Source organism: Mycobacterium sp. RTGN6 (assembly GCF_033804605.1).
Taxonomy (GTDB): domain Bacteria; phylum Actinomycetota; class Actinomycetes; order Mycobacteriales; family Mycobacteriaceae; genus Mycobacterium.
Map to the genome: position 1 here is coordinate 114,693 of NZ_JAPZKZ010000015.1, position 18,421 is coordinate 133,113.

An 18,421-nucleotide genomic window follows, 5' to 3' on the forward strand; every position below is an offset into this window, starting at 1 on the left:
GACCTTGCCGAATGTAGTCACTATTGGGCGATCGACGTCACGCGAGTCTCTGGGTACGAGCCGAAGACGCGAATGTATTCATGCACAGCCGCGAAGTCGATTGTGTCGTCGCGGTAGCCGACGTACTTGTCCGGTCGGATCACATAGACGCTAGGTCGGCGCACGCCGTACCGGTTGTGCGCGTCGCTGTGAATGTCGGCGAAGACGCCCTCGGTCGGGGCTGTTGGCAGAAAGCATCGCGTGATCATATGGACCTCTCCGTGGCCAGCCATGACCTCCTCGGCCTGGCGCTGCCAATCGGCGAGGGTGCTCGGGTTGGATTCGTCTGCAGCGAAAAGCACTAGGTGGTGGCCAGGTCCTCGGTAAATGTGTCGCATCGCCACCGGCCCCGACCGCGTCTCGACGTAGCCGTCGGGCGCGACTTTGCCGGCCGCTGGCCCTGTATTGCTCGCGTCGCTCCACGGCGCGGCATGCGCATTGAACCAGTTTTCACGAACAAGTGTGCTGTCGTGGTAGTCGACCAGGTGCTCGCCGATGGCGTTGGAGAATTGCTTCTGGAGAGTGTCGAATCGACTGAAGAACCGCAAGGCATGACGGCGCGCGCGCCGGGCAACGAGTGCGGTGCCGGTGGCAACGCGGGTAGCCGTCGTGGTCGCATTGATGACGGCTACCGCCACCGGGCGGCGCTCGGCCTCATAACTGTCGAGCAGGGCAGGATCGCATCCGTCGGCAGCCACGAGTGCTAGTTTCCAGCCGAGGTTGTAGGCATCCTGCATGCCGGTGTTCATGCCTTGGCCGCCGATGGGGCTGTGGCTGTGGGCAGCGTCGCCGGCCAGTAACACTCGACCCCGGCGAAACTGTGCGGCCAGTCCCTCCCCGGCGACGAAGGACGAACTCCACTGCAGATCCCGCAGGTGTGAGTCCAGGGGGGTTCGTTCGGCGACGGCGGCGGCAAAGTCGGTCAACTGTGGGTCGTGGGGTGGACTGTCACCAGGTGTGCTGACCAGCGCCCGCCAGTAACCGCCAGGCATCGGGAAAACCGCCACCAATCCGCGCTTGGCGAACCACACGTGGAAGCGGTCGCGGGTGATGGTCCAGTCTGCTACGAAATCGCCCAGGACGAATCCACGACGGAGATCGTCTGTCTCCCAACCAATGCCGGCGGTTTCCCGTACTGTGCTGCGAGTGCCATCGCAGCCCACCAGCCATTCGGTTTCGAATGTTTCGGTGCGATCGTGTCGATCGATGATCTGTGCCCTGACACCTGGCTCGTCCGACTGATAGCCCGCCAAACGGGTATTCCACTCGATCGTCACGCCGAGTTCTGCGACCTTCTCGCGCAACAACCCGGTTGTCTGCCACTGGGCAATGCACAGGTCCATCGGGAAGGGCGAATCGACCGCAGTGACGTCGAGCTCGGCCAACAGAGTCGCGCCGTCATAAAAGTTCAGCGCACGCAGCGGGACTCCTTGCTCGATCGCCGCGGCCGCGATCCCAAGATCGTCGAGAATTTCCAGCGATCTCGCCACAACCGCGACCGCACGGCTCTCCCTCACATCGCTTGGACCGGCGTCGATGACGCGGGGCATGACACCGCGTCGAGCCAATTCGGCGGCCAGCACCAGCCCGGTCGGTCCAGCCCCGACGATGAGAACAGATGCGTCCATGGGTCACGCCTCCTCATAGAACGAATGATCGTTCTTTTTACTACAGCATCGGAAGTTGCTCTCGTCAAGGCCGAATGTTCGCGCTATTTGGTGGAGGGTGTACGGGCCGACATCAGTGCCCGCAGCCCGGCGCGGAACGCCGCAGGGTCGGCCGTCCCATGCATCGCACTCTGCACCATGAACCCGTCGATGAGCGCGATGAGGACGCGGGCGATGTCCTCGGGAGGAGTGTCATCTGGGATCAGCCCACGCCGCTGGTGATGGGCGACCAGGCCCCCAATTACGGCACGGCTTTCGGCCATCACGTCGGCCAGCTGTGCGGCCAGGGCCGGCGATCGGACTGCCTCTGACCAGATCTGAACCAGCAACTGGGCCGACTCGGGCGTCTCGGCCAGCGGCGGCTTCTCGACGTTGAGGACGAGATCGATGATGTCATCCAACGGGGGCGGGTTCTCGATGTCCGCCCCCTCGAATGTCCGCGCGACCTCGCTAAGCGCCTCAGCCACAATTGCGGCGATGATGTCGTCCTTGCTTTTGAAGTAGCGGTACATCGCACCGACCGACAATTCCGCCTCGGTCAGGATGTCCTGGACTGACGTGGCGTGAAAGCCGTTGCGAATGAAGCAACGCCGCGCCGCGTCGAGGATGTGGCGCCGGCGCGCGTCGAGATACTCCTGGGACACCCGGGCCATGGCTCCAGGCTAAAACGAACATTCGCTCTTGACAATTGGCCGCCTCGCGTTCAGGGTGAGGGAACGTTCGTTCATTTTGAAAGGCGTGCCATGTCGACGATCACCACAGCCCTGACTGTCGTTGCGGCGCTTGTCTTTCTGCTCGCCGGTGGGCAGAAAGTCCTGATGCGGCCCCGCGTGTCCACAAACCTGCGCCGCCTTGGCGTCGGTCAGGCGCTCACCCGCTTGATCGGTGTCTTGGAGATAGTTGGCGCCGTAGGCCTTATCGCCGGGGTCTGGGTGACACCGTTGGGGATCGCCGCGGCCGCTAGCCTCATTTGCCTGCTGATTGGCGCCTTGATCTACCACGCCCGTGCTGGCGACTTCGGCAACCGCGAACGTCGTGCCGAAGCTGTTGCACCGGCCGCGCTCCTCGTAACAACGGGATTAATCGGCGCGCTCTTGGTCAGTGCGCCGTGACTGCACAGCGCAAAACGCCCCACTCGACGCCACTCCGGGCGACCAGCCAAGGTCACTCGACGGGCGAGCGGCCATTCGAAGCCCGCTCAGCGGCGGCCAGCATCTCGTCACCGAAAGCCGCCGACCGGGCGCTCTGACGTCGTGGCAAGAGCACATCGGGCCACCTCGACTGACGCGCGCCGACTCGCCGGACGGCCTCGCCATCCTCGACCTGTTCCGCGGCGACAACCCGCTGTCGCTGGTGACCCAGCTGCGCACCACCCGGCGGTAGCGTCCACGGCATGTCGCAGCCACGGAGTCTGGAAGCGGACGTGATCATCGTCGGGGCGGGACTCTCGGGACTGATCGCGGCGCGCAAGGTGCTCGAGGCGGGCCTCGAACCGCTGATTCTAGAGGCCGACGAGCGCGTCGGAGGACGGATCCTCACCGAGGTCGTCGACGGCGTGCCGGTCGAGCTCGGCGCGCAGTGGATCGGCGACACCCACCAGCGCATGTTCGCACTCGCCGCCGAGCTCGGGGTCGAGACATTCCCCCAGTACGACGAGGGCGAGACATCCTACGAGCTCGATGGCTCGGGGGTGCTGCGCGAGAAGGACTTTCACGCCCGCTACGGAGCGGAGTTGGAGGAGCTCGATCGGGTGTTGCGCCGACTCGACGCGTTGGCGGCCGAGGTTCCGGTCGACGCGCCTTGGCAGGCACCGAGGGCCGCGGAGTGGGACTCCATCACGGCGGGCGCCTGGTACGACGCGCAGGGCCTCTCGGTCGTTGCCCGCACCCTGCTGGAGATCTGCACGGTCGGGATCCTCGCGGTACCGACGGCCGAGGTGTCGTTCCTGCACCTGTTGTTCACCATCCAGACCTGCGGCGTGACGGCCGAGCTCTTCGCCGAGTCCGAGGGCGGCGCGCAGACCACGCGGTTCGTCGGTGGCACCAGCGAGATACCCCGTCGACTGGCAGCCATGATCTCCGACCACCTGGTGCTCGAGGCGCCCGTGCTGCTGATCGAACACGCCGCCGACCGCGTCACCGTCCATTGCCGCGGCGGACTGGTGGCCCGCGGACGCCGCGTCATCGTCGCGATCTCCCCGACGCTCGCAGGAAGGATCATGTACGACCCGCCGCTGTCGGGGGTCCGCGACCAACTGACGCAACGGCTGCCCAACGGCTCGGCCATGAAGGCATTCTTCGGCTACGACGAACCCTTCTGGCGCGCAGCCGGATTCAACGGCCAACTCATCTCGGACGTCGGCCCCGCCCGGATGTCGAACGACACCTGCATTCCCGGCGATGGGCATGGCGTCATGCTGCTGTTCCTGGAAGGCGATCAAGCCCGCACGTTCGGGCGACTTCCCACCGACGAGCGCAGGACGGCGCTGACCGCGGAGTTGGTGCGCCACTACGGACAGAAGGCCGCGCACCCAGAGTTCTACGTCGACGGGGAGTGGTCGGATCGACAGTGGACCCGCGGGTGCTACAACGCCAACCACGGCCCGCACGTGTGGACCAAGTACGGCGCCGCCCTGTCGGCACCCATCGGTGTGATCCATTGGGCCTCAACCGATACCGCCACCCACTGGAGTGCCTACATGGAGGGCGCGGTCGATGCGGGCGAGCGGGCGGCGCGGGAAGTCGTCGACGCGTTGGTGCGCTAGAACTTTCGCGCGGCGGCCAGCAGGTCGTCACGGAACTGCGGGTGTGCGATCGCGGCAAGCGCCTCACCGCGCTCGCGCACGGTCTTGCCTTCCAGTTCGGCGACGCCGTACTCGGTGACGATCACGTCGACCTGGTGCCGCGGCGTGGTGATCACCGCGCCGGGGCCGAACGACGGCACGATCCGCGACTGGAGCCCGTCGTCCTTGGAGAACGTCGAGGGTAGGCAGATCAGCGAGCGGTCCGACAGCTCGAGCCCGGCGCCAGCCACGAAGTCCTCGGCTCCGCCGATCCCGCTGAACTGGTCGCCGGCGATCGTGTCGGCGACGACCTGGCCATGGATGTCGATCGCGAGGGCGCCATTGATCGAGATCATGTCGCTGTTGGCGCCGATCACCTCCGGCGAGTTGACGATCTCGACGGGCAGGAACGCGACGGTCTCGTTGCCGTCCAGCCACTCGTAGAGCTCCGGGGAGCCGAACGCGAACGTCGTCACGCTCACCCCGTCGTACTGCCCCTTGCGGGCGTTGCTGACCTTTCCTGCGCGATGCAGCTTCATGCAGCCGTCGGTGAACATCTCGCTGTGCAGCCCGTAGTTGCCGCCGGCTCCGTCGGCCAGCAGGGTCGCGAGCTGGTTGGGGATCGACCCGATCCCCGTCTGCAGGGTCGCGCCGGACGGGATGAACCCAACGGCGTGCCGCGCGATCGCCTTGTCGACGTCGGTGGGCGGCGCGTCGCCTCCGGGCAGCGCGAGCGGTGCGGCGGTCGAGTGCACCAGGATGTCGATCTCGTCGACGTGCAGCGCATGGCGGTGTTGGGTGCCGAGCCCGAATGTTCGCGGGTACGAGTCCGATACCTCGACGATGAGCAGTCGGTTGGGATCGGCGCCCGCGCGGCGCAACTCGCCGATCGTGCCGCCCGCGTGAAGCGACAGGGAGCACCAGCCGTCGGCATCGGGCGGAGTCGCGACGGTCGTCATCACCCGCGGTGCCTGTCGTTCGAGCAGCGGCCCGAAGCGCCGGAAGTCCGCGGGCGTGAACGCGATGTCGGCGCCCGTGGCCCGCAGCGCCCGCTCGAGCGGACCGAAGAAACCCGACAGGTAATGGACACCCGGGCGCGAGAACAGTTCGGTGAGCACCGCGAGCAGCGCGCCGTACACCCGCAGGTCGGTCCAGTCCTCGCGCTCGCCGAGGGCACGCAAAAAGTCTGGCGGCTGGCCGGGTCCGAGTGGCATACCCAGTGCGTCTTCGGGCTCGAGGCGGGCGGCGGCCTGCTCGGCGGTCAGCTCCTCTGGCATGGCGCGACCCTATCGCTAACCCGTTGGCGAACCGGAAGCCCGCGCGATCAGTTCGGCCCGGCTCGCCGTCGCCGACTTCGCGAACAGTTTCTTCAGGTGGTCCTGGACGGTGTATTCCGATACCCCGAGCCGCGCAGCCACGAGTCGAGTGGAGTCGCCCCGAGCCAGTTCGACGACGACGGCGGTCTCCCGCTCGGTGAAGCCGTGCGCGCGGCTGAACACGTCGAGCCGGTCACCGAGTCCTGTCGAGTCGATGGTGACGGCGATCGATGCCGCCATCGCCGGTCCCGACGGCCTCAGCCGCGCGGCTTGCAGTGTGACCCAGGCGCCGTCGTGCGAGTGCATGCGAGCCCTCGCAGGGGATTCGTCGACGCCGCCCTCGAGTGCGAGCAACTGCGCGGCGACGTTGAGCGCCGCGGCAGGTATCGGGGCATCCCTCGGATCGGTCGGCAGCAGCCGGCGAAAGTTCTGCTCGGCGGCTGGCGTTTCGGTGACGAGCCGGAGCTCGTCGTCCAGCAGTACCAACGCGGGACCACGGTCATCGACGGCCTCGGGCCCCGGTTCGAACATCTGGGCCACCCGCGCGCGCTGCGCGATGGTGAGGTCGGCGAGCAGCGAGCCGAGGAAGTCTGTGTCGGCGTCGGAGAACACCGGCCCGTCACTACGCCACAGGTCGAGAAAACCCCAGCAGCCATACCGATCTCGCAACACGGCCGACAGAACGTCGACCACGGGCAGTTCCTTGCTTGCGACGCGCCACAGCGCGCTGGCGTCGAGCTCACCGCCCGTCGTCGCGACCAGTCCCCCACACGCACCGGTCGACATGGAGGTCCAGCGGTTCACCGGACTCGCGTACTTCGCTGCAATGATGGTCGGCAGCATTCGCATGTCGAGGCCAGGCAGGTGCGCCAGCGGTGAAACACCCACCGAGGTAGCGGGATCCGTCAGCGCCCAGACGTACCCGTCGAACGGCAGGGCCGGTCTGAGCGCTTCCAGCACGGCGGCCCGGAACGCCCGGTCCTCGAGCGGGCTGGCGCACCGCTCGCCCACGGCCTTGCGGGTAGCGGCGTGCTGGTTGCCCACCATCTAAGCGTAGTCCCGCGCGATCCCCCAGAAAGTTGGGATACCGCGCACTGCCAGGCGAAATGGACACTCGACACATGTCCACACTGCACATCGAGCACGAGATCACCGACCTCGACACCTGGCTGCGAGCGTTCAATTCGTTCGAACCGGCCCGTCGCGCGGCCGGAGTCGTCGAGGAGCGCATTGCGCAGCCAGTCGACGACCCCCGCTACATCGTCGTCGACCTGGAGTTCGAATCATCTGCTGCCGCAGCACGATTTCGTGACTTCCTCGTCGAGCGGGTGTGGTCGTCACCCGACGCGTCACCGGCTTTGGTGGGTCGGCCTCGGTCGGTGATCCTGCACCCGGTGTTGCTAGAGGGCGATGGGTAGCGTGGCCAAACCGCGCAGCGTCACGTTCGGCTTGTAGACCGGCTCGCCCGCAATGTGGGCGTCGGGAAACCGGGCCGTCACCGCCGACAGCGCGACCGATGCCTCCAACCGAGCCAGCGGCGCACCGAGGCAGAAGTGCGGACCCTTGCCAAAGCCCAAGTGCCGGATGGTCTCCCGGTCCGGATCGAACTCGTCCGGCCGCTCGATCGCGTTGGGATCGCGATGGGAGGCAGCCGTCAGCAACAGCATGGAGTCACCCTTGGGGACGTCCACTTCACCAATGGTCATGTCCTCCCCTGCGATTCGCATGACCAGCTGCACCGGCGGGTCGTAGCGCATCGTCTCCTCGACCACGGCCCCAACCCGACTGGGTTCGGCACCGAGTGCGCGCCATTGTGCCGGCTCGCGCAGCATCGCCAGGACCGCATTGGCGATCAGGTTGACCGTGGTCTCGTGCCCGGCGATGAGCAGCAGGTTGCACGTGGCCACGATCTCGTCGACCGTCAGCTGGTCGCCGTCCTCCTCGGCCGCGATCAGGCCCGAAATCAGATCGTCTCGCGGAACCCCGCGACGTTCGTCGATGAGCCCATGTACGTACTCGCGCAACCAGCGGCCCGCCTCCAATCGCTGCTCGACGCCGTCCGGCGCATCGCCGGACAGGGTGATGAACGGGTCGAGACCCTGAGCCAGCAGTGCCGAGGCGTGGCTGAACTTCGGTTCGTCCTCGAGTGGGACACCGAGCAGCCGGCAGATCACGGCGACGGGAAGTGGGTAGGCCAGGTCGGCGATGACATCGAAGGAACCTCGAGCTTCGATCGCGTCGAGCAGTTCGTCGACCATCGCGGTGATGTCGGGTTCCAGCGCCTTGACCACCTTCGGCACGAACGCCTTGCTGACCAGCTTGCGCAGCCGGGTGTGGTCCGGCGGATCGAGGAACAGGAAGCCCGGCGGGCCGAGCGGTCGGAACGCGCCGCCTTCGGCGAGCTGACGCTGCACGACGGTGGACTTCATGCCATCGCTTGCCGAAGCCGGGTGCCGGAGCACGTCATCGCAGTCGCGAAACGACGAGAACACCGTCAGGTTGCCGTCCGGCAGGTGGAACGGACCGTGCGCGCGGATCTGCTCGTAGAGCGGATACGGGTCGGCCCGGTTCGTCGGGTCGAGCAGTTGCACCAGCAGCGTCTGCGCTTGGGCAGTGGCGGTCATACTCCTATTGTGCACGCGTTGAGTAGTAGCGCCTCAAAACGTGCTCGCGCAGTTCGTCGAACTCGCCGGCGACGATCGCCGCGCGGATCGCGTCGACGAGCCGGATCACGAAACGCTCGTTGTGGATCGTGCATAGCGTCGACGCCAGCATCTCCTTGGCCTTGAACAGATGCCGGACGTAGGCCCTGGTGTAGTGCGCGCACGTGTAGCAGTCGCATTCGGCGTCGAGCGGCGTGAAGTCTCGCTTGTAGCGGGCACCGGTGATGTTGTACCGACCCGTCGCGGAGTAGATCGACGCATTTCGCGCCACGCGCGACGGCGACACGCAGTCGAATGTGTCGGCGCCGGCGGCGACGGCCGCGAACAGGTCGTCCGGCTCGCTGATGCCGAGCAGGTGCCGCGGTTTGTCGTCGGGCAGTTCGTCGGTACACCAGCCGACGATCGTCGCGAGGTTCTGCTTCTCGAGCGCCCCGCCGATGCCGTACCCGGCGAACCCGCTGCCCGTCTCGTCGACCAACTCGGCCAGCCCGCGCGCGGCCTGCCGACGCAGGTCTTCGTACTGGGCGCCCTGCACGACACCGAACAAGGCTTGCGGCGGCTTGTCGGCCCGCTCGACGGACAGCCGCCGGTGTTCGGTCAAGCACCGCACCGCCCACTCGTGCGTGCGCTCCACCGAACTCTCCTGGTACTGGCGGGTGTTCACCAGCGTGGTGAGTTCGTCGAAGGCGAAGATGATGTCGGCGCCCAGTTGGTGCTGAATGCCGATCGACACCTCCGGGGTGAACCGGTGCGTCGATCCGTCCAGGTGTGAGCGGAACGTCACCCCGTCGTCGTCGACGTGAGCCAGCCGCTCCTTGCCCTCGGCGATGACGTCGTCGGCCTGCACGCGCGAGATGTCCATCGCGAGCACCTTCTTGAACCCCACGCCCAGCGACATCACCTGAAATCCGCCGCTGTCGGTGAAAGTGGGGCCCGGCCAGTTCATGAAGGCACCCAGCCCGCCCGCCTCGTCGAGTACGTCGGGCCCTGGTTGCAGATAGAGGTGGTAGGCGTTCGCCAGGACCGCTTGGGCACCAACGTCCTTCATCGAATCCGGCAGTACCGCCTTGACGGTCGCCTGGGTGCCAACGGCGATGAACGCGGGCGTGTGGATGTCGCCGTGGGGCGTGCGGATGACGCCGACGCGACCGGCTCGCCCCTCCAATTCGGCTTCAACTTCGAAGAAGTCCGGGGACGACGCGCTCACCGCTGTAGATTCTCACACCATGCGCATGGTGCTAGTGCTCGCCGCCGCGACGGCCATCGGCGTCGCCGGATGCTCGTCGCCGCCGCCCGAGAAGCCGCAGCAGGGGACGCTGGTCACCGGGACGGCCCAGGTCAAGGTCAACGACGCCGACGCCGGGACCACCGACGCGGTGCAATGCTCGATTGCAGGCCCGCTGACCACCATCACCACCGGCGACGACCAGTCGGGGGTGACGGCGTTGGTGAGCAACGCCGACGAGCTCACCGCCGAGTCGGTCACGATCCGGAACCTCGGCGGCTTCACTGGCAGCTACAACGCCGGCCTCGGAGGCGAGGTCAAGGTCACGCAGACCGGCCGCACCTACGACATCACGGGCACCGCCGACGGATTCCAGACCGACCAGCCGAGCTTCCGAACCACGGGTACGTTCACCGTCAAGGTGGCGTGCTGAGCTCACCGCGCGGCACGGTTGCTGAAGCGGCGGCATTCACAGGTTGCCGGCATCCAGCTGCTGGATTTCAGCCAACTGGCAGGCAATCCGGAGTCGAACAATTCTCCGAATCCCAAGTCACCCCGTGACCAGCCCCCCATACTGCTGGGGATGGCCCGCCGATCTTGACGGGTCGCAAACACAAAAGGAGCACGGGTGTGAAGCGTGGATTGCTGGTAGCCGTCGGTGGGGCGGCGATCCTGATCGCCGGATTGTCTGGGTGTTCGTCGGGTGACAAGAAGGCCGAAACGACGTCGAGTGCAGCGAGCTCGGAGAGCTCTGCGCCTGCCTCCGAGTCGGCAACTGCCGCCCCGAGTGGCGGCGAGACCAAACTGACCATCGACGGCGCCGACCAAGCGCTCAGTGGAACCCCGGTGTGCGCCACCATGGGTGGCACCGTCAACATCGCGATCGGCCAGGCGGGCACGGGCGTCGCCGCCGTCCTCAGCGAGGGCGACGCGCCCACGGTGACGTCGGTTGCGCTGGGCAACGTCGGCGGTGCCGCGTTGGCCGTCGGTCCCGGCGTCGGTGATGCCACCGCGACGAAGGACGGCAGCACCTACACGATCAAGGGCAACGCCACGGGTGCCGACATGGCCAACCCGATGGCAGGCATGGTCACCAAGCCATTCGAACTCGTGGTGGCCTGCCCATAGTTCGGGCGGGTTTCTAGTTCGTCGAGGCGGCGGCGTCCCCAACGGGACGCCGCCGCTTTGCCTTGCCGCGACAGCTAACGTCACCACAGCGCTGACGAGGGCGCCGAATCGGCCCTCGAACACCCAAAACCCGGAGTAGTGTGCGATCCGCAGCCAGGCATAGCACACGAATTCCAGGGGGACTCAGTGGCGAAGCATCGCATGCCGAAGACGCGCAGAGCGCACAAGGCAATGGTGGTGGCGGCCACCGCAGCAAGTATCTCCGGAACGTTGGTGCTCGGGCACGCCATCAACTACACCGCAGAACACCTCGACTTCGACCTGGCGAACTCCGTCATCGGCATCGGCGGACGCGGCGACTCGCTGTCGGCGAACATTCCGAACAAGCTGAGCGGCAACATCGCCCCGGCGGATTGGAACGGAACCTTCACCTACCAGGGCATCAACTACCCGGCCGACCTCAACTTCCAGGCCAGCGTCGACGACGGCGTCCCGAAGGTGGAGGATGCGATCGCCAACCCGCCCGAAGCGGGCCCCGTCCGCATCACGTCCTATTCCGAGGGCACGCTGGTGGCCGAACAGGTCAAGCGCAACCTGGCCACTGCGCCGGGTGCACCCGCACCGGGTGAGCTCAGCTTCCTGTTCATCGCATCGCCGTACGTTCCCAATGGCGGGTTGTTCGCGCGCTTCCCCGGCTTCCAAATTCCGGGCCTGCTCCCCGTGTTCGGCCCGGCGGAGCCGTCGGTGTACGACTCGACGTTCGTGATCAACGAGTACGACCCTTACGCCGACTTCCCCGCGTACTTCAATCCTCTGTCGTTGGCTAACAGCGCGCTGGCGATCCAATATGCCCACCCCGATGCGTACTACGACAACATCGACCTCTCCGCGCTGCCGGAAGGCTCGAGCTCCAACACCATCGGCAACACCACCTACGTCTTCGTGTACAACTCGGAACTTCCGCTGTTCGCACCGCTGCGGCAGTTCGGATCGATCACGATGCTGACGCCGCTGACCGAACCGATACTCGACGCCTTCGAGCCACTCGTCCGGCTCTTCGTCGACATGGGCTACACCGACCGGATCAACGCCAATCCCGAGGCGCCGACGCCGTTCTCGTTCATCACGCCACCCGGCAAGGTCATCGAGGCCCTCGTCGGGGTGCCCGGCGCACTGGCCCAAGGCGCGGCCAACGCGCTGTCCGGCGGACAGTCGCTGAATCTGCAACCGCTGTCCGTCAACGCGAAGGCCGCACCGGAGCCGGAGGCACCCGAGGTCGGCAACCAGCGGATGGCACTCGCCTCGGTCGCCGAGCCCGCCGCCGAAGCCGACGCGAAGGATCCCGTTGCAAAGGATCCCGTCGCGAAGGCCGAGGTCAAGAAGGACGCGGTCGAGAAGGACGAACCGATCACGCACCCGACGGTGACGTCCGACGGCAACAAGGTGACGCCCACGACCACCGCGGGCGGCGCCACGACGGGCAATCAGCAACCGGTCGAGGTCGTGCCCACGACGCCCACGAATCCCCCTGCCGAGAAGGAAGATTCGACGACGACGGTCCCGCCCGCCAAGCCCGAGGCGCCCGCTTCGACCACCGTCGACGCGAAGCAAGACACCACCCACGAGGCGACGGACGCCGCGGCCGCCTAACGCCCCGATTGATCAGCGCCGGCGATCTCCCCGGACCTGATGGCCGACACCACCTTCACCATCAGCCACTCCACTGCACCAAAGGCGGTCTGGTCGTCCAGTTTCCAGGCGCGCGCGAGGCGCTCGTAACTGGTGGGACTCCACAGCACGTCGAGCAGTCCGGCGGCGATTCGCTGCTGATCCTCGGTCAGGTCGGGCGCGGCTGCGCCGACCGCCCGCAGCAGTGCCGTGCGGCGGCGCTCGTCGGCTCCCACGAACGCGTGACCCGCGGGCGTGTGGACGGTCTCCTCGACGGCGAACCGGTGCAGTGACTCGAAGAACCGCGCGGTGACTGCCGTGAGGTTGCCGAGTTCGACGTCCTCGTAGGTGATGCCCGCCTCGTCCTCGAGCCGGGCCATCACGGCGTCGTGCAGGTGACGCTCGGTCGGGAAGTGGCGGTAGACGGTGCGCTCGCTAAGCCCGGCACGCTCGGCGACGGCACGGAACGTCAGGCCATCCCAGTCCCACGTGGTGAACTCCCGAACCAGGACCGCACCCGCTGCGACGATGCGTTCCCGGGATTCGGCGACCCGCTGGCGGCGGGCAGGGCTGTTGTACGGGCGCCTGGGCTGGGACGTCGCGGGCTCACTCACAGTCATGTCAGCGTACTGACTCGGATCGCCAGATGGGCTGAACGCCCCATTGCCATGGGGATAGCCGATCGGCTACTGTGTGACGGGGGACATGTCTGGCGGCCGAACCTTGCCACGGTGTTCCGCCTGCCCGACAACGGAATTGAGGTGCGATGCAGATACTTGCCGAGGCCGAGGACCTGCCGAAGACGGCCAACATCAAGACCCAACTCATCTCGCTGTGGACCGTCCCGGTGTTCGGCGTCATCTACGTGATCGCCTTCGTCGCCTTCCCGGGTTTCCTGCCGCCGATGTCGCCAACCCTGACCGCCGACCAGGTCGCCGCGTTCTACCAGGAGCACACCGCGGCCATCCGGTTCAGCATGGTCACCTACGACCTGCTCGGCGTCATGTTGATCCCGTTCTTCATGGTCATCGTCGTCCAGATGAAGCGGATGGCCACCCAGAGCCACGTATTCGCCTACTGCTACCTGACGGCCGTCGTCAGCGGCGCAACGGTTTTCGCGCTGGCGAACATCTTCTACCTGGTCGCCGCGTTCCGGCCGGAGCGCAACCCCGAGTTGACGATGCTGCTCAACGACATGGCCTGGATCACCTTCATCGCCCCGGTCGGCATGATCGTCGGCCAGAACCTGCTGCTGGGTCTCGCGGTCTACTTCGATAGGGGGCCGAACCCGGTGTTCCCCCGCTGGGTCGGACACTTCTCCGTCGCCACCGCCCTGGCCATGGCTCCGGCCGCCCTGGCGTCCATCGTCAAGACCGGCCCGCTGGCCTGGGACGGCCTGTTGTCGTTCTGGATGCGCAACGGCGCGTATGCCGCATTCCTGGTCGTGATGTTCTTCGTGGTGCGCGCTGCGCTGCAGCGGCAGGCGATCGAGGAAGGCGTCGCCGCATGACGGATACAGTCGAAGTCGCCTCGCCGCCAACGACTCCCAAGGCAGGCAAGCGCGACGTCTGGATCGTCTTCTTCATCGTTCCGGCCTTCTACACACTGTTCGGCATCATCTTCTTCGCGCTCGCCCGGACGATGCCGCCGCCGCGGCCGGACATCACCACCGCTCAGATGGTGGACTTCTTCAACGCTCACGAGACGACGATCCAAATCGGATTCGGCCTGCTAATCCTCATCGTCGGCGGCGCGGGCATCGCCAACGGCATCGTGCTGTACCACATGAAGCGCATGTCGACGGGGTCGGTGATGGCCTACTCGTACATGGGCGGCATGGCCGTCGGCGCCCTCCCGGGCTGCCTACTGGTGGCCATCTGCTTCCTGACCGCCACCTTCCGTGCCGACCGCGACCCCGAGTTGATCGGGTTCCTCTACGACCTGGGCCTGCTCTCCTACGTCGGCTCCCTCGGCTGTTTCTCGGTGGCGTACTTCGCCTTCGCGATTGCGATCCTGTACGACCGCAACGGGATCTTTCCCAAGTGGCTGGCCTACATCACCGTGTGGCAGATCGTCACCGAGATCCTCGCCGTCCCCGTGTTCGTCTCGAGGGCAGGCGCCTTCGCGTGGAATGGCTCGATCTCGTTCTGGATGGGCACGGTGGTCTTCGGAATCTGGCTGTCCTGCGTGATCATGTTCCTCAAGAAGGCCACCGAGCTCGAACCCGCCGACTCCCCACCGCTGGACTGAGGGCCTTGTCATGACCAACACCGAACAGACGGCTGCTGCGCCGACCGAGGACGTCGAGCCGGAAACCACGAGCGGACTGCCACACCTACCCGGTGACAGCGCCATGTGGGTCATGGTGCTCGGCGACCTCCTCATCTTCGGCGCCTACTTCATCATCTTCATGATCTACCGGACGATGGCGCCCGCGGAGTTCCTCGCCTCCCAACAACACCTCAGCGTCATCGTCGGTGTGGTGAACACCGTTGTGCTGCTGACGAGTTCCTGGTTCATCGCACGCAGCGTGCTCGCTGCTCGCGCCGGCAATCACAAGCGCGCCATCCGCCTGACGTACCTTGGCGGAGCCTTCGGCGTCGGGTTCATCCTCATCAAGGCTTACGAGTGGACGACCGAGCTCGCGCACGGCTACACGCTGTCGAGCAACGACTTCTTCATGTTCTATTACATGCTCACCGGCGTGCACGTGTTCCACGTCGCGCTCGGCCTGCTCATCCTCGGAATCGTGGTGCGCGAGTTGCGCAATCCGCGCAAGCGACGCACATCGATGGTCGAGTCGGGCGGCATCTACTGGCACATGGTCGACCTGCTCTGGATCGTCATCTTCGGACTGCTCTACGTGATGAGGTGAACGTGACGACGAATACCGAGTCCGCCAGCGATGCTCGCGCGATCACCTACGCGTGGCTGGTGCTCACCGCCATCACGATCGTGTCGTGGTGGCTGGCCCCCGGACACTCCGGCGGAGTGGCCGTGCCCAACGTGGCCATCACCGTGGCCGTCGTCGTACTGGGTTTCATCAAGGGCCGGCTCATCATCCGGTACTTCATGGAGGTGCGCGCCGCGCCCCGTTGGCTGAAGCTCGCCACGGACGCCTGGCTGGCGGTGCTGTGGGTGGGCATCCTGGCGATCTACCTGTTCTGAGCCGACCGCATACGCTGACGTGGTGGCCATCGCAGATCCACCCACCCGGCTCGACTCGACGCCACGCACCGCCGCGCAGGAGCGCATCCTCGACGCCGCTCTGGACCTCATCGGCGATCACGGGGTGGGCGGCACCTCGCTCCAGATGATCGCGGACGCCATCGGGGTGACCAAGGCCGCGGTCTACCACAAGTACAAGTCCAAGAGCGACATCGTGATCGCGCTCACCGTGCGCGAACTGGGCCTGTTGGAAGACGCGCTGGAGGCGGCGGAGGCAGAACCCGAACGGCTGCAGGCCCGTTACCTACTGCTGACGCGGCTCATCGAGATCGCCGTCGCTCGGCGGCGATGGATCGCGACCTTGCAGAACGACCCCGTCATCGTGCGACTGCTCGGCGAGCACGAGCCCTTCCGCGTGTTCATGAGCCGCATGTACGGGCTGCTGCTCGACGAACACGGCGACACGGAGGCCAGGGTGGCGGCGGCCGTCATGACCGCCGCCATCGCGGGCTCGGTGGTGAATCCGCTCGTCACCGAACTCGACGACGAAACGTTGCGCGCGACCCTGCTGCTGCTCACCAAGCGGGTGCTCGACCTGCCCTGAACGACGCCATTGTTTCCATCGAGTTTCGAGAAATTCGGCCTTCAGTCGACCGACAGGAGACTCTCGGACGCCGCGTGGTCGGCGGGCGGCGTCAGCCAACGTGCCCAGGTCCGCCAGCTGTCGTCGTAAGGTGCTGTGCGCGAACGTCGTTCGGCCTTCCCAGGCCCGGCTCCGCGGGTCACGATCCGTACCGCCCGACCGCCGCGCGCAGCCAACGCTCAGCCACCCCGACAGGTGCAGATACCGGGCCAGAAACGTCACAGCGTCACTTCAGTGATTCGTACGCTGTGCTCGCCACGATCTGGGAATGGACGACAACGAACCAACGATTCAGTACCGATATGCGAAGCGGGTGGGCACGGCGGCAGGGCTCGGCGCCGTCGCCGTCATGGCGGCGCTGAGCCTCGCCCACACTGGGTCCGCCCCCACCAGCACCACGTTGGCGGGCTCCGGCGACGCACCCGCCAACACCACCTACAGCCAGCCCGTCGTCGCCGGAATGAACATGGGCGCCACGGCCACGTGGGCGGCTCCTGCATCCACCCTGGCGACCAGCATGGCAGTCCCCCCGCTGAAGGCGGGTGGGTAGTGATCACGCGCGCAGCCGTCGGCGCCGGGGCCGCATTGTGTGCAGCGGCTGCGATGTCGCTGGCCACCGCAGGGCTGGCCAACGCGGCTTCACCACCAGACGTGACTGGCAAGACGTACAGCGACGCGTCGTCGGCTCTGACCAGTGCGGGATTCAAGCCGGTGGTGTCGACCACCGTCGGCGATCAGAAGTCGTGGAGCGACTGCCTCGTCACCAACGTGGTAAGCCGCTCGGTGCCTCCACCGGAGAACTCGTCCGGGTCGGCGACGAACGAGGCGCTGGTCTCGCTCAACTGCTACTCCGCCGAGGCGTCGGCGAAGGGATCGGGGTATTCGGCAGCCAGTCCCGAGGGGAAGGCCATCGCCGCGGCGGCCAAGGAGAAGGCGGACGAGGAGAAGGCCGCAGCCAAACCGGCGAGCTAGGTGGCGCGAATCCCCTGGAATAGCAATACGATTCCGATCACCAGCAGGATGGCGGCGGTGAGTTCGGCGTGCTGGCGCTCGATCCAGAGCTTCAGCCGTGTCAAGGTTCCGTCGAAGCGCGCCGGGGCCGACGCGTACACCAGGATCGGCATGACCGCCGAGGACGCGGCAAGCAGCGTGTAACCCACGACGGCGATCCACACCCCGAGGGCGCTGAGCCCGGCCGTCGCGATGCCCAGCCCCGCCGCGGCGTTCGCGAAGAGGAACTTGGGGTTGACCAGCGGCAGCACGACGCCGAGCGCCAGGGCCGCGGCGGGCCCGACCTTCGACAGCCCGTTCAGCCACGCGGGCGTGCGGGTGGCACGACCACGCGTCAGCCAGCGCACGACGCCCGCCACGACGAGTGCCGCGCCGATCCCGATGCGGACGTAGGCCGACCAGGCCCCCTGCTGCGAGTCGGTCCCGCCGATCGCCCGAGGCAGCAGCAGGAACACCGCCGTCGACAGTCCGAGTCCCATGAGCCAGCCGAGCGCGAACGCGACACCGCATGCGCGGGGCCGCGCCGTGTGAAGTACGAGCAGCAGCGGCGGAATGACGGAGAACGGCGACAGCGCCACGACCAATGCGAGCGGGACGAGCTCGCCGGTGAGGGCCTGCCAGGTCGCTGCCACATCAGGTCCTTCTCCGGCGGGATGGAACGTCGAACGTAACAGGCCCGCATGCGCTTTCCTTGTGGGGAACGACCGACGATTCCGATGGAGGACTTCATGGACCAGGCCACCTACGACAAGGGCCGGGAGATCCGCACGGCCGTGCTCGGCGCGGAGTATGTCGAGCGGGCCGCCGCGAACGCCGACGAGTTCACCCAGCCGCTGCAGGATCTGGTCACCGAGTACTGCTGGGGCGCAGTGTGGGGGCGCGACGGACTGCCCTTGAAGACCAGAAGCATGCTGAACCTCGCGATGATCGCCGTGCTCAACAGGCCGCAGGAACTACGCACCCACGTCAGGGGCGCCCTGAACAACGGCGTGACTCGCGACGAGATTCGCGAGATCTTCCTACAGGTCGGGATCTACGCCGGCATCCCCGCCGCCGTCGACAGCTTCCGCCTCGCCCGTGACGTGTTCGCCGAACTCGAAGGGGCGTAGCT

The 18,421-nt window shown here is 66.6% G+C and carries 22 protein-coding genes and 1 pseudogene; 15 read left to right on the forward strand and 8 right to left on the reverse strand.

What is annotated here, in order from left to right:
* Nucleotides 1-20 precede the first annotated feature (20 nt).
* Entirely contained in the window at nt 21-1,667 is a 1,647-nt protein-coding gene (locus SLQ33_RS30490) for an FAD-dependent monooxygenase (RefSeq protein ID WP_319457656.1), read from the reverse strand.
* 83 nt (nt 1,668-1,750) lie between these two features.
* Nucleotides 1,751-2,359, reverse strand: coding sequence for a TetR/AcrR family transcriptional regulator (locus SLQ33_RS30495; RefSeq protein ID WP_319457657.1), 609 nt, complete (start codon nt 2,357-2,359; stop codon nt 1,751-1,753).
* A gap of 90 nt (nt 2,360-2,449) precedes the next feature.
* Here SLQ33_RS30495 and SLQ33_RS30500 point away from each other — a divergent pair, with 90 nt between their 5' ends.
* The 3 genes and pseudogenes from SLQ33_RS30500 (at nt 2,450) to SLQ33_RS30510 (ending at nt 4,470) form a co-directional block, all read left to right on the forward strand.
* Nucleotides 2,450-2,818 carry a DoxX family protein gene (locus SLQ33_RS30500; RefSeq protein WP_319457658.1) on the forward strand — a complete coding sequence of 123 codons (369 nt, stop codon included), beginning with the start codon at nt 2,450-2,452 and terminating at the stop codon, nt 2,816-2,818.
* Nucleotides 2,819-2,960: 142 nt separating this feature from the next.
* Nucleotides 2,961-3,089: pseudogene (locus SLQ33_RS33670) on the forward strand (hypothetical protein); the annotation flags it as partial.
* A gap of 10 nt (nt 3,090-3,099) precedes the next feature.
* Nucleotides 3,100-4,470, forward strand: coding sequence for a flavin monoamine oxidase family protein (locus SLQ33_RS30510; protein ID WP_319457660.1), 1,371 nt, complete (start codon nt 3,100-3,102; stop codon nt 4,468-4,470).
* On the opposite strand, the gene SLQ33_RS30515 is transcribed toward SLQ33_RS30510, so the two are convergent.
* Entirely contained in the window at nt 4,467-5,765 is a 1,299-nt protein-coding gene (locus SLQ33_RS30515; RefSeq protein WP_319457661.1) for an acetyl-CoA hydrolase/transferase family protein, read from the reverse strand. The two genes, SLQ33_RS30510 and SLQ33_RS30515, sit on opposite strands and share 4 nt — an antisense overlap.
* A 15-nt stretch (nt 5,766-5,780) precedes the next feature.
* The gene (locus SLQ33_RS30520; RefSeq protein ID WP_319457662.1) at nt 5,781-6,848 is read right to left on the reverse strand and encodes a helix-turn-helix transcriptional regulator; all 1,068 of its coding nucleotides are present in this window, start codon (nt 6,846-6,848) and stop codon (nt 5,781-5,783) included.
* A 77-nt stretch (nt 6,849-6,925) separates the two neighbouring features.
* Here SLQ33_RS30520 and SLQ33_RS30525 point away from each other — a divergent pair, with 77 nt between their 5' ends.
* Nucleotides 6,926-7,222, forward strand: a complete 297-nt coding sequence (locus SLQ33_RS30525) for a hypothetical protein (RefSeq protein WP_319457663.1) — start codon at nt 6,926-6,928, stop codon at nt 7,220-7,222.
* Here SLQ33_RS30525 and SLQ33_RS30530 read toward each other — a convergent pair.
* Both SLQ33_RS30530 and tgt read right to left on the reverse strand, forming a co-directional pair.
* Nucleotides 7,205-8,428, reverse strand: a complete 1,224-nt coding sequence (locus SLQ33_RS30530; protein ID WP_319457664.1) for a cytochrome P450 — start codon at nt 8,426-8,428, stop codon at nt 7,205-7,207. The genes SLQ33_RS30525 and SLQ33_RS30530 overlap by 18 nt on opposite strands.
* A gap of 4 nt (nt 8,429-8,432) precedes the next feature.
* Nucleotides 8,433-9,674 carry a tRNA guanosine(34) transglycosylase Tgt gene (gene tgt, locus SLQ33_RS30535; protein ID WP_319457665.1) on the reverse strand — a complete coding sequence of 414 codons (1,242 nt, stop codon included), beginning with the start codon at nt 9,672-9,674 and terminating at the stop codon, nt 8,433-8,435.
* Nucleotides 9,675-9,693: 19 nt separating this feature from the next.
* Between tgt and SLQ33_RS30540 the strand changes: the two genes are divergently transcribed.
* The 3 genes from SLQ33_RS30540 to SLQ33_RS30550 all read left to right on the forward strand — a co-directional run bounded on the left by SLQ33_RS30540 (nt 9,694) and on the right by SLQ33_RS30550 (nt 12,470).
* Nucleotides 9,694-10,125, forward strand: coding sequence for a lipoprotein LpqH (locus SLQ33_RS30540; RefSeq protein WP_319457666.1), 432 nt, complete (start codon nt 9,694-9,696; stop codon nt 10,123-10,125).
* Nucleotides 10,126-10,322: 197 nt separating this feature from the next.
* On the forward strand, nt 10,323-10,820 hold the full coding sequence (locus SLQ33_RS30545) for a lipoprotein LpqH (protein WP_319457667.1): 498 nt from the start codon (nt 10,323-10,325) through the stop codon (nt 10,818-10,820).
* A 186-nt stretch (nt 10,821-11,006) separates the two neighbouring features.
* The gene (locus SLQ33_RS30550; RefSeq protein WP_319457668.1) at nt 11,007-12,470 is read left to right on the forward strand and encodes a PE-PPE domain-containing protein; all 1,464 of its coding nucleotides are present in this window, start codon (nt 11,007-11,009) and stop codon (nt 12,468-12,470) included.
* Here the strand turns inward: SLQ33_RS30550 and SLQ33_RS30555 are convergent.
* Nucleotides 12,467-13,102: a TetR/AcrR family transcriptional regulator gene (locus SLQ33_RS30555; RefSeq protein ID WP_319457669.1), complete on the reverse strand. Its 636-nt coding sequence runs from the start codon at nt 13,100-13,102 to the stop codon at nt 12,467-12,469. The two genes, SLQ33_RS30550 and SLQ33_RS30555, sit on opposite strands and share 4 nt — an antisense overlap.
* Nucleotides 13,103-13,254: 152 nt before the next feature.
* Here SLQ33_RS30555 and SLQ33_RS30560 point away from each other — a divergent pair, with 152 nt between their 5' ends.
* The 7 genes from SLQ33_RS30560 (at nt 13,255) to SLQ33_RS30590 (ending at nt 17,271) form a co-directional block, all read left to right on the forward strand.
* Nucleotides 13,255-13,998, forward strand: a complete 744-nt coding sequence (locus SLQ33_RS30560; protein ID WP_319457670.1) for a hypothetical protein — start codon at nt 13,255-13,257, stop codon at nt 13,996-13,998.
* Nucleotides 13,995-14,738: a hypothetical protein gene (locus SLQ33_RS30565; RefSeq protein ID WP_319457671.1), complete on the forward strand. Its 744-nt coding sequence runs from the start codon at nt 13,995-13,997 to the stop codon at nt 14,736-14,738. The genes SLQ33_RS30560 and SLQ33_RS30565 overlap by 4 nt, the downstream gene beginning before the upstream one ends.
* Nucleotides 14,739-14,748: 10 nt before the next feature.
* Nucleotides 14,749-15,363, forward strand: coding sequence for a cytochrome c oxidase subunit 3 (locus SLQ33_RS30570; RefSeq protein ID WP_319457672.1), 615 nt, complete (start codon nt 14,749-14,751; stop codon nt 15,361-15,363).
* 2 nt (nt 15,364-15,365) lie between these two features.
* Nucleotides 15,366-15,656 (forward strand): cytochrome C oxidase subunit IV family protein, encoded by a 291-nt coding sequence (locus SLQ33_RS30575; protein WP_319457673.1) that lies wholly within the window; start codon nt 15,366-15,368, stop codon nt 15,654-15,656.
* Nucleotides 15,657-15,684: 28 nt separating this feature from the next.
* Complete coding sequence (locus tag SLQ33_RS30580) at nt 15,685-16,260, forward strand: helix-turn-helix domain-containing protein (RefSeq protein WP_319457721.1); 576 nt, start codon at nt 15,685-15,687, stop codon at nt 16,258-16,260.
* 307 nt (nt 16,261-16,567) lie between these two features.
* On the forward strand, nt 16,568-16,849 hold the full coding sequence (locus SLQ33_RS30585; protein ID WP_319457674.1) for a hypothetical protein: 282 nt from the start codon (nt 16,568-16,570) through the stop codon (nt 16,847-16,849).
* Nucleotides 16,849-17,271, forward strand: a complete 423-nt coding sequence (locus SLQ33_RS30590) for a PASTA domain-containing protein (protein WP_319457675.1) — start codon at nt 16,849-16,851, stop codon at nt 17,269-17,271. Before SLQ33_RS30585 ends, SLQ33_RS30590 begins: the two co-directional genes overlap by 1 nt.
* Here SLQ33_RS30590 and SLQ33_RS30595 read toward each other — a convergent pair.
* On the reverse strand, nt 17,268-17,942 hold the full coding sequence (locus SLQ33_RS30595; RefSeq protein WP_319457676.1) for a GAP family protein: 675 nt from the start codon (nt 17,940-17,942) through the stop codon (nt 17,268-17,270). The genes SLQ33_RS30590 and SLQ33_RS30595 overlap by 4 nt on opposite strands.
* A 96-nt stretch (nt 17,943-18,038) precedes the next feature.
* Between SLQ33_RS30595 and SLQ33_RS30600 the strand changes: the two genes are divergently transcribed.
* Nucleotides 18,039-18,419: a carboxymuconolactone decarboxylase family protein gene (locus SLQ33_RS30600; protein ID WP_319457677.1), complete on the forward strand. Its 381-nt coding sequence runs from the start codon at nt 18,039-18,041 to the stop codon at nt 18,417-18,419.
* Nucleotides 18,420-18,421 lie beyond the last annotated feature (2 nt).

What these genes read in the sequence shown, in the direction of transcription:
- SLQ33_RS30525 (WP_319457663.1), top strand. Translation starts at nt 6,926, where the DNA reads ATGTCCACACTGCACATCGAGCACGAGATCACCGACCTCGACACCTGG.
- SLQ33_RS30530 (WP_319457664.1), bottom strand. Translation starts at nt 8,428, where the DNA reads ATGACCGCCACTGCCCAAGCGCAGACGCTGCTGGTGCAACTGCTCGAC.
- SLQ33_RS30495 (WP_319457657.1), bottom strand. Translation starts at nt 2,359, where the DNA reads ATGGCCCGGGTGTCCCAGGAGTATCTCGACGCGCGCCGGCGCCACATC.
- SLQ33_RS30510 (WP_319457660.1), top strand. Translation starts at nt 3,100, where the DNA reads ATGTCGCAGCCACGGAGTCTGGAAGCGGACGTGATCATCGTCGGGGCG.
- SLQ33_RS30500 (WP_319457658.1), top strand. Translation starts at nt 2,450, where the DNA reads ATGTCGACGATCACCACAGCCCTGACTGTCGTTGCGGCGCTTGTCTTT.
- SLQ33_RS30570 (WP_319457672.1), top strand. Translation starts at nt 14,749, where the DNA reads ATGACCAACACCGAACAGACGGCTGCTGCGCCGACCGAGGACGTCGAG.
- SLQ33_RS30565 (WP_319457671.1), top strand. Translation starts at nt 13,995, where the DNA reads ATGACGGATACAGTCGAAGTCGCCTCGCCGCCAACGACTCCCAAGGCA.
- SLQ33_RS30600 (WP_319457677.1), top strand. Translation starts at nt 18,039, where the DNA reads ATGGACCAGGCCACCTACGACAAGGGCCGGGAGATCCGCACGGCCGTG.
- SLQ33_RS30560 (WP_319457670.1), top strand. Translation starts at nt 13,255, where the DNA reads ATGCAGATACTTGCCGAGGCCGAGGACCTGCCGAAGACGGCCAACATC.
- SLQ33_RS30540 (WP_319457666.1), top strand. Translation starts at nt 9,694, where the DNA reads ATGCGCATGGTGCTAGTGCTCGCCGCCGCGACGGCCATCGGCGTCGCC.
- SLQ33_RS30585 (WP_319457674.1), top strand. Translation starts at nt 16,568, where the DNA reads ATGGACGACAACGAACCAACGATTCAGTACCGATATGCGAAGCGGGTG.
- SLQ33_RS30515 (WP_319457661.1), bottom strand. Translation starts at nt 5,765, where the DNA reads ATGCCAGAGGAGCTGACCGCCGAGCAGGCCGCCGCCCGCCTCGAGCCC.
- SLQ33_RS30490 (WP_319457656.1), bottom strand. Translation starts at nt 1,667, where the DNA reads ATGGACGCATCTGTTCTCATCGTCGGGGCTGGACCGACCGGGCTGGTG.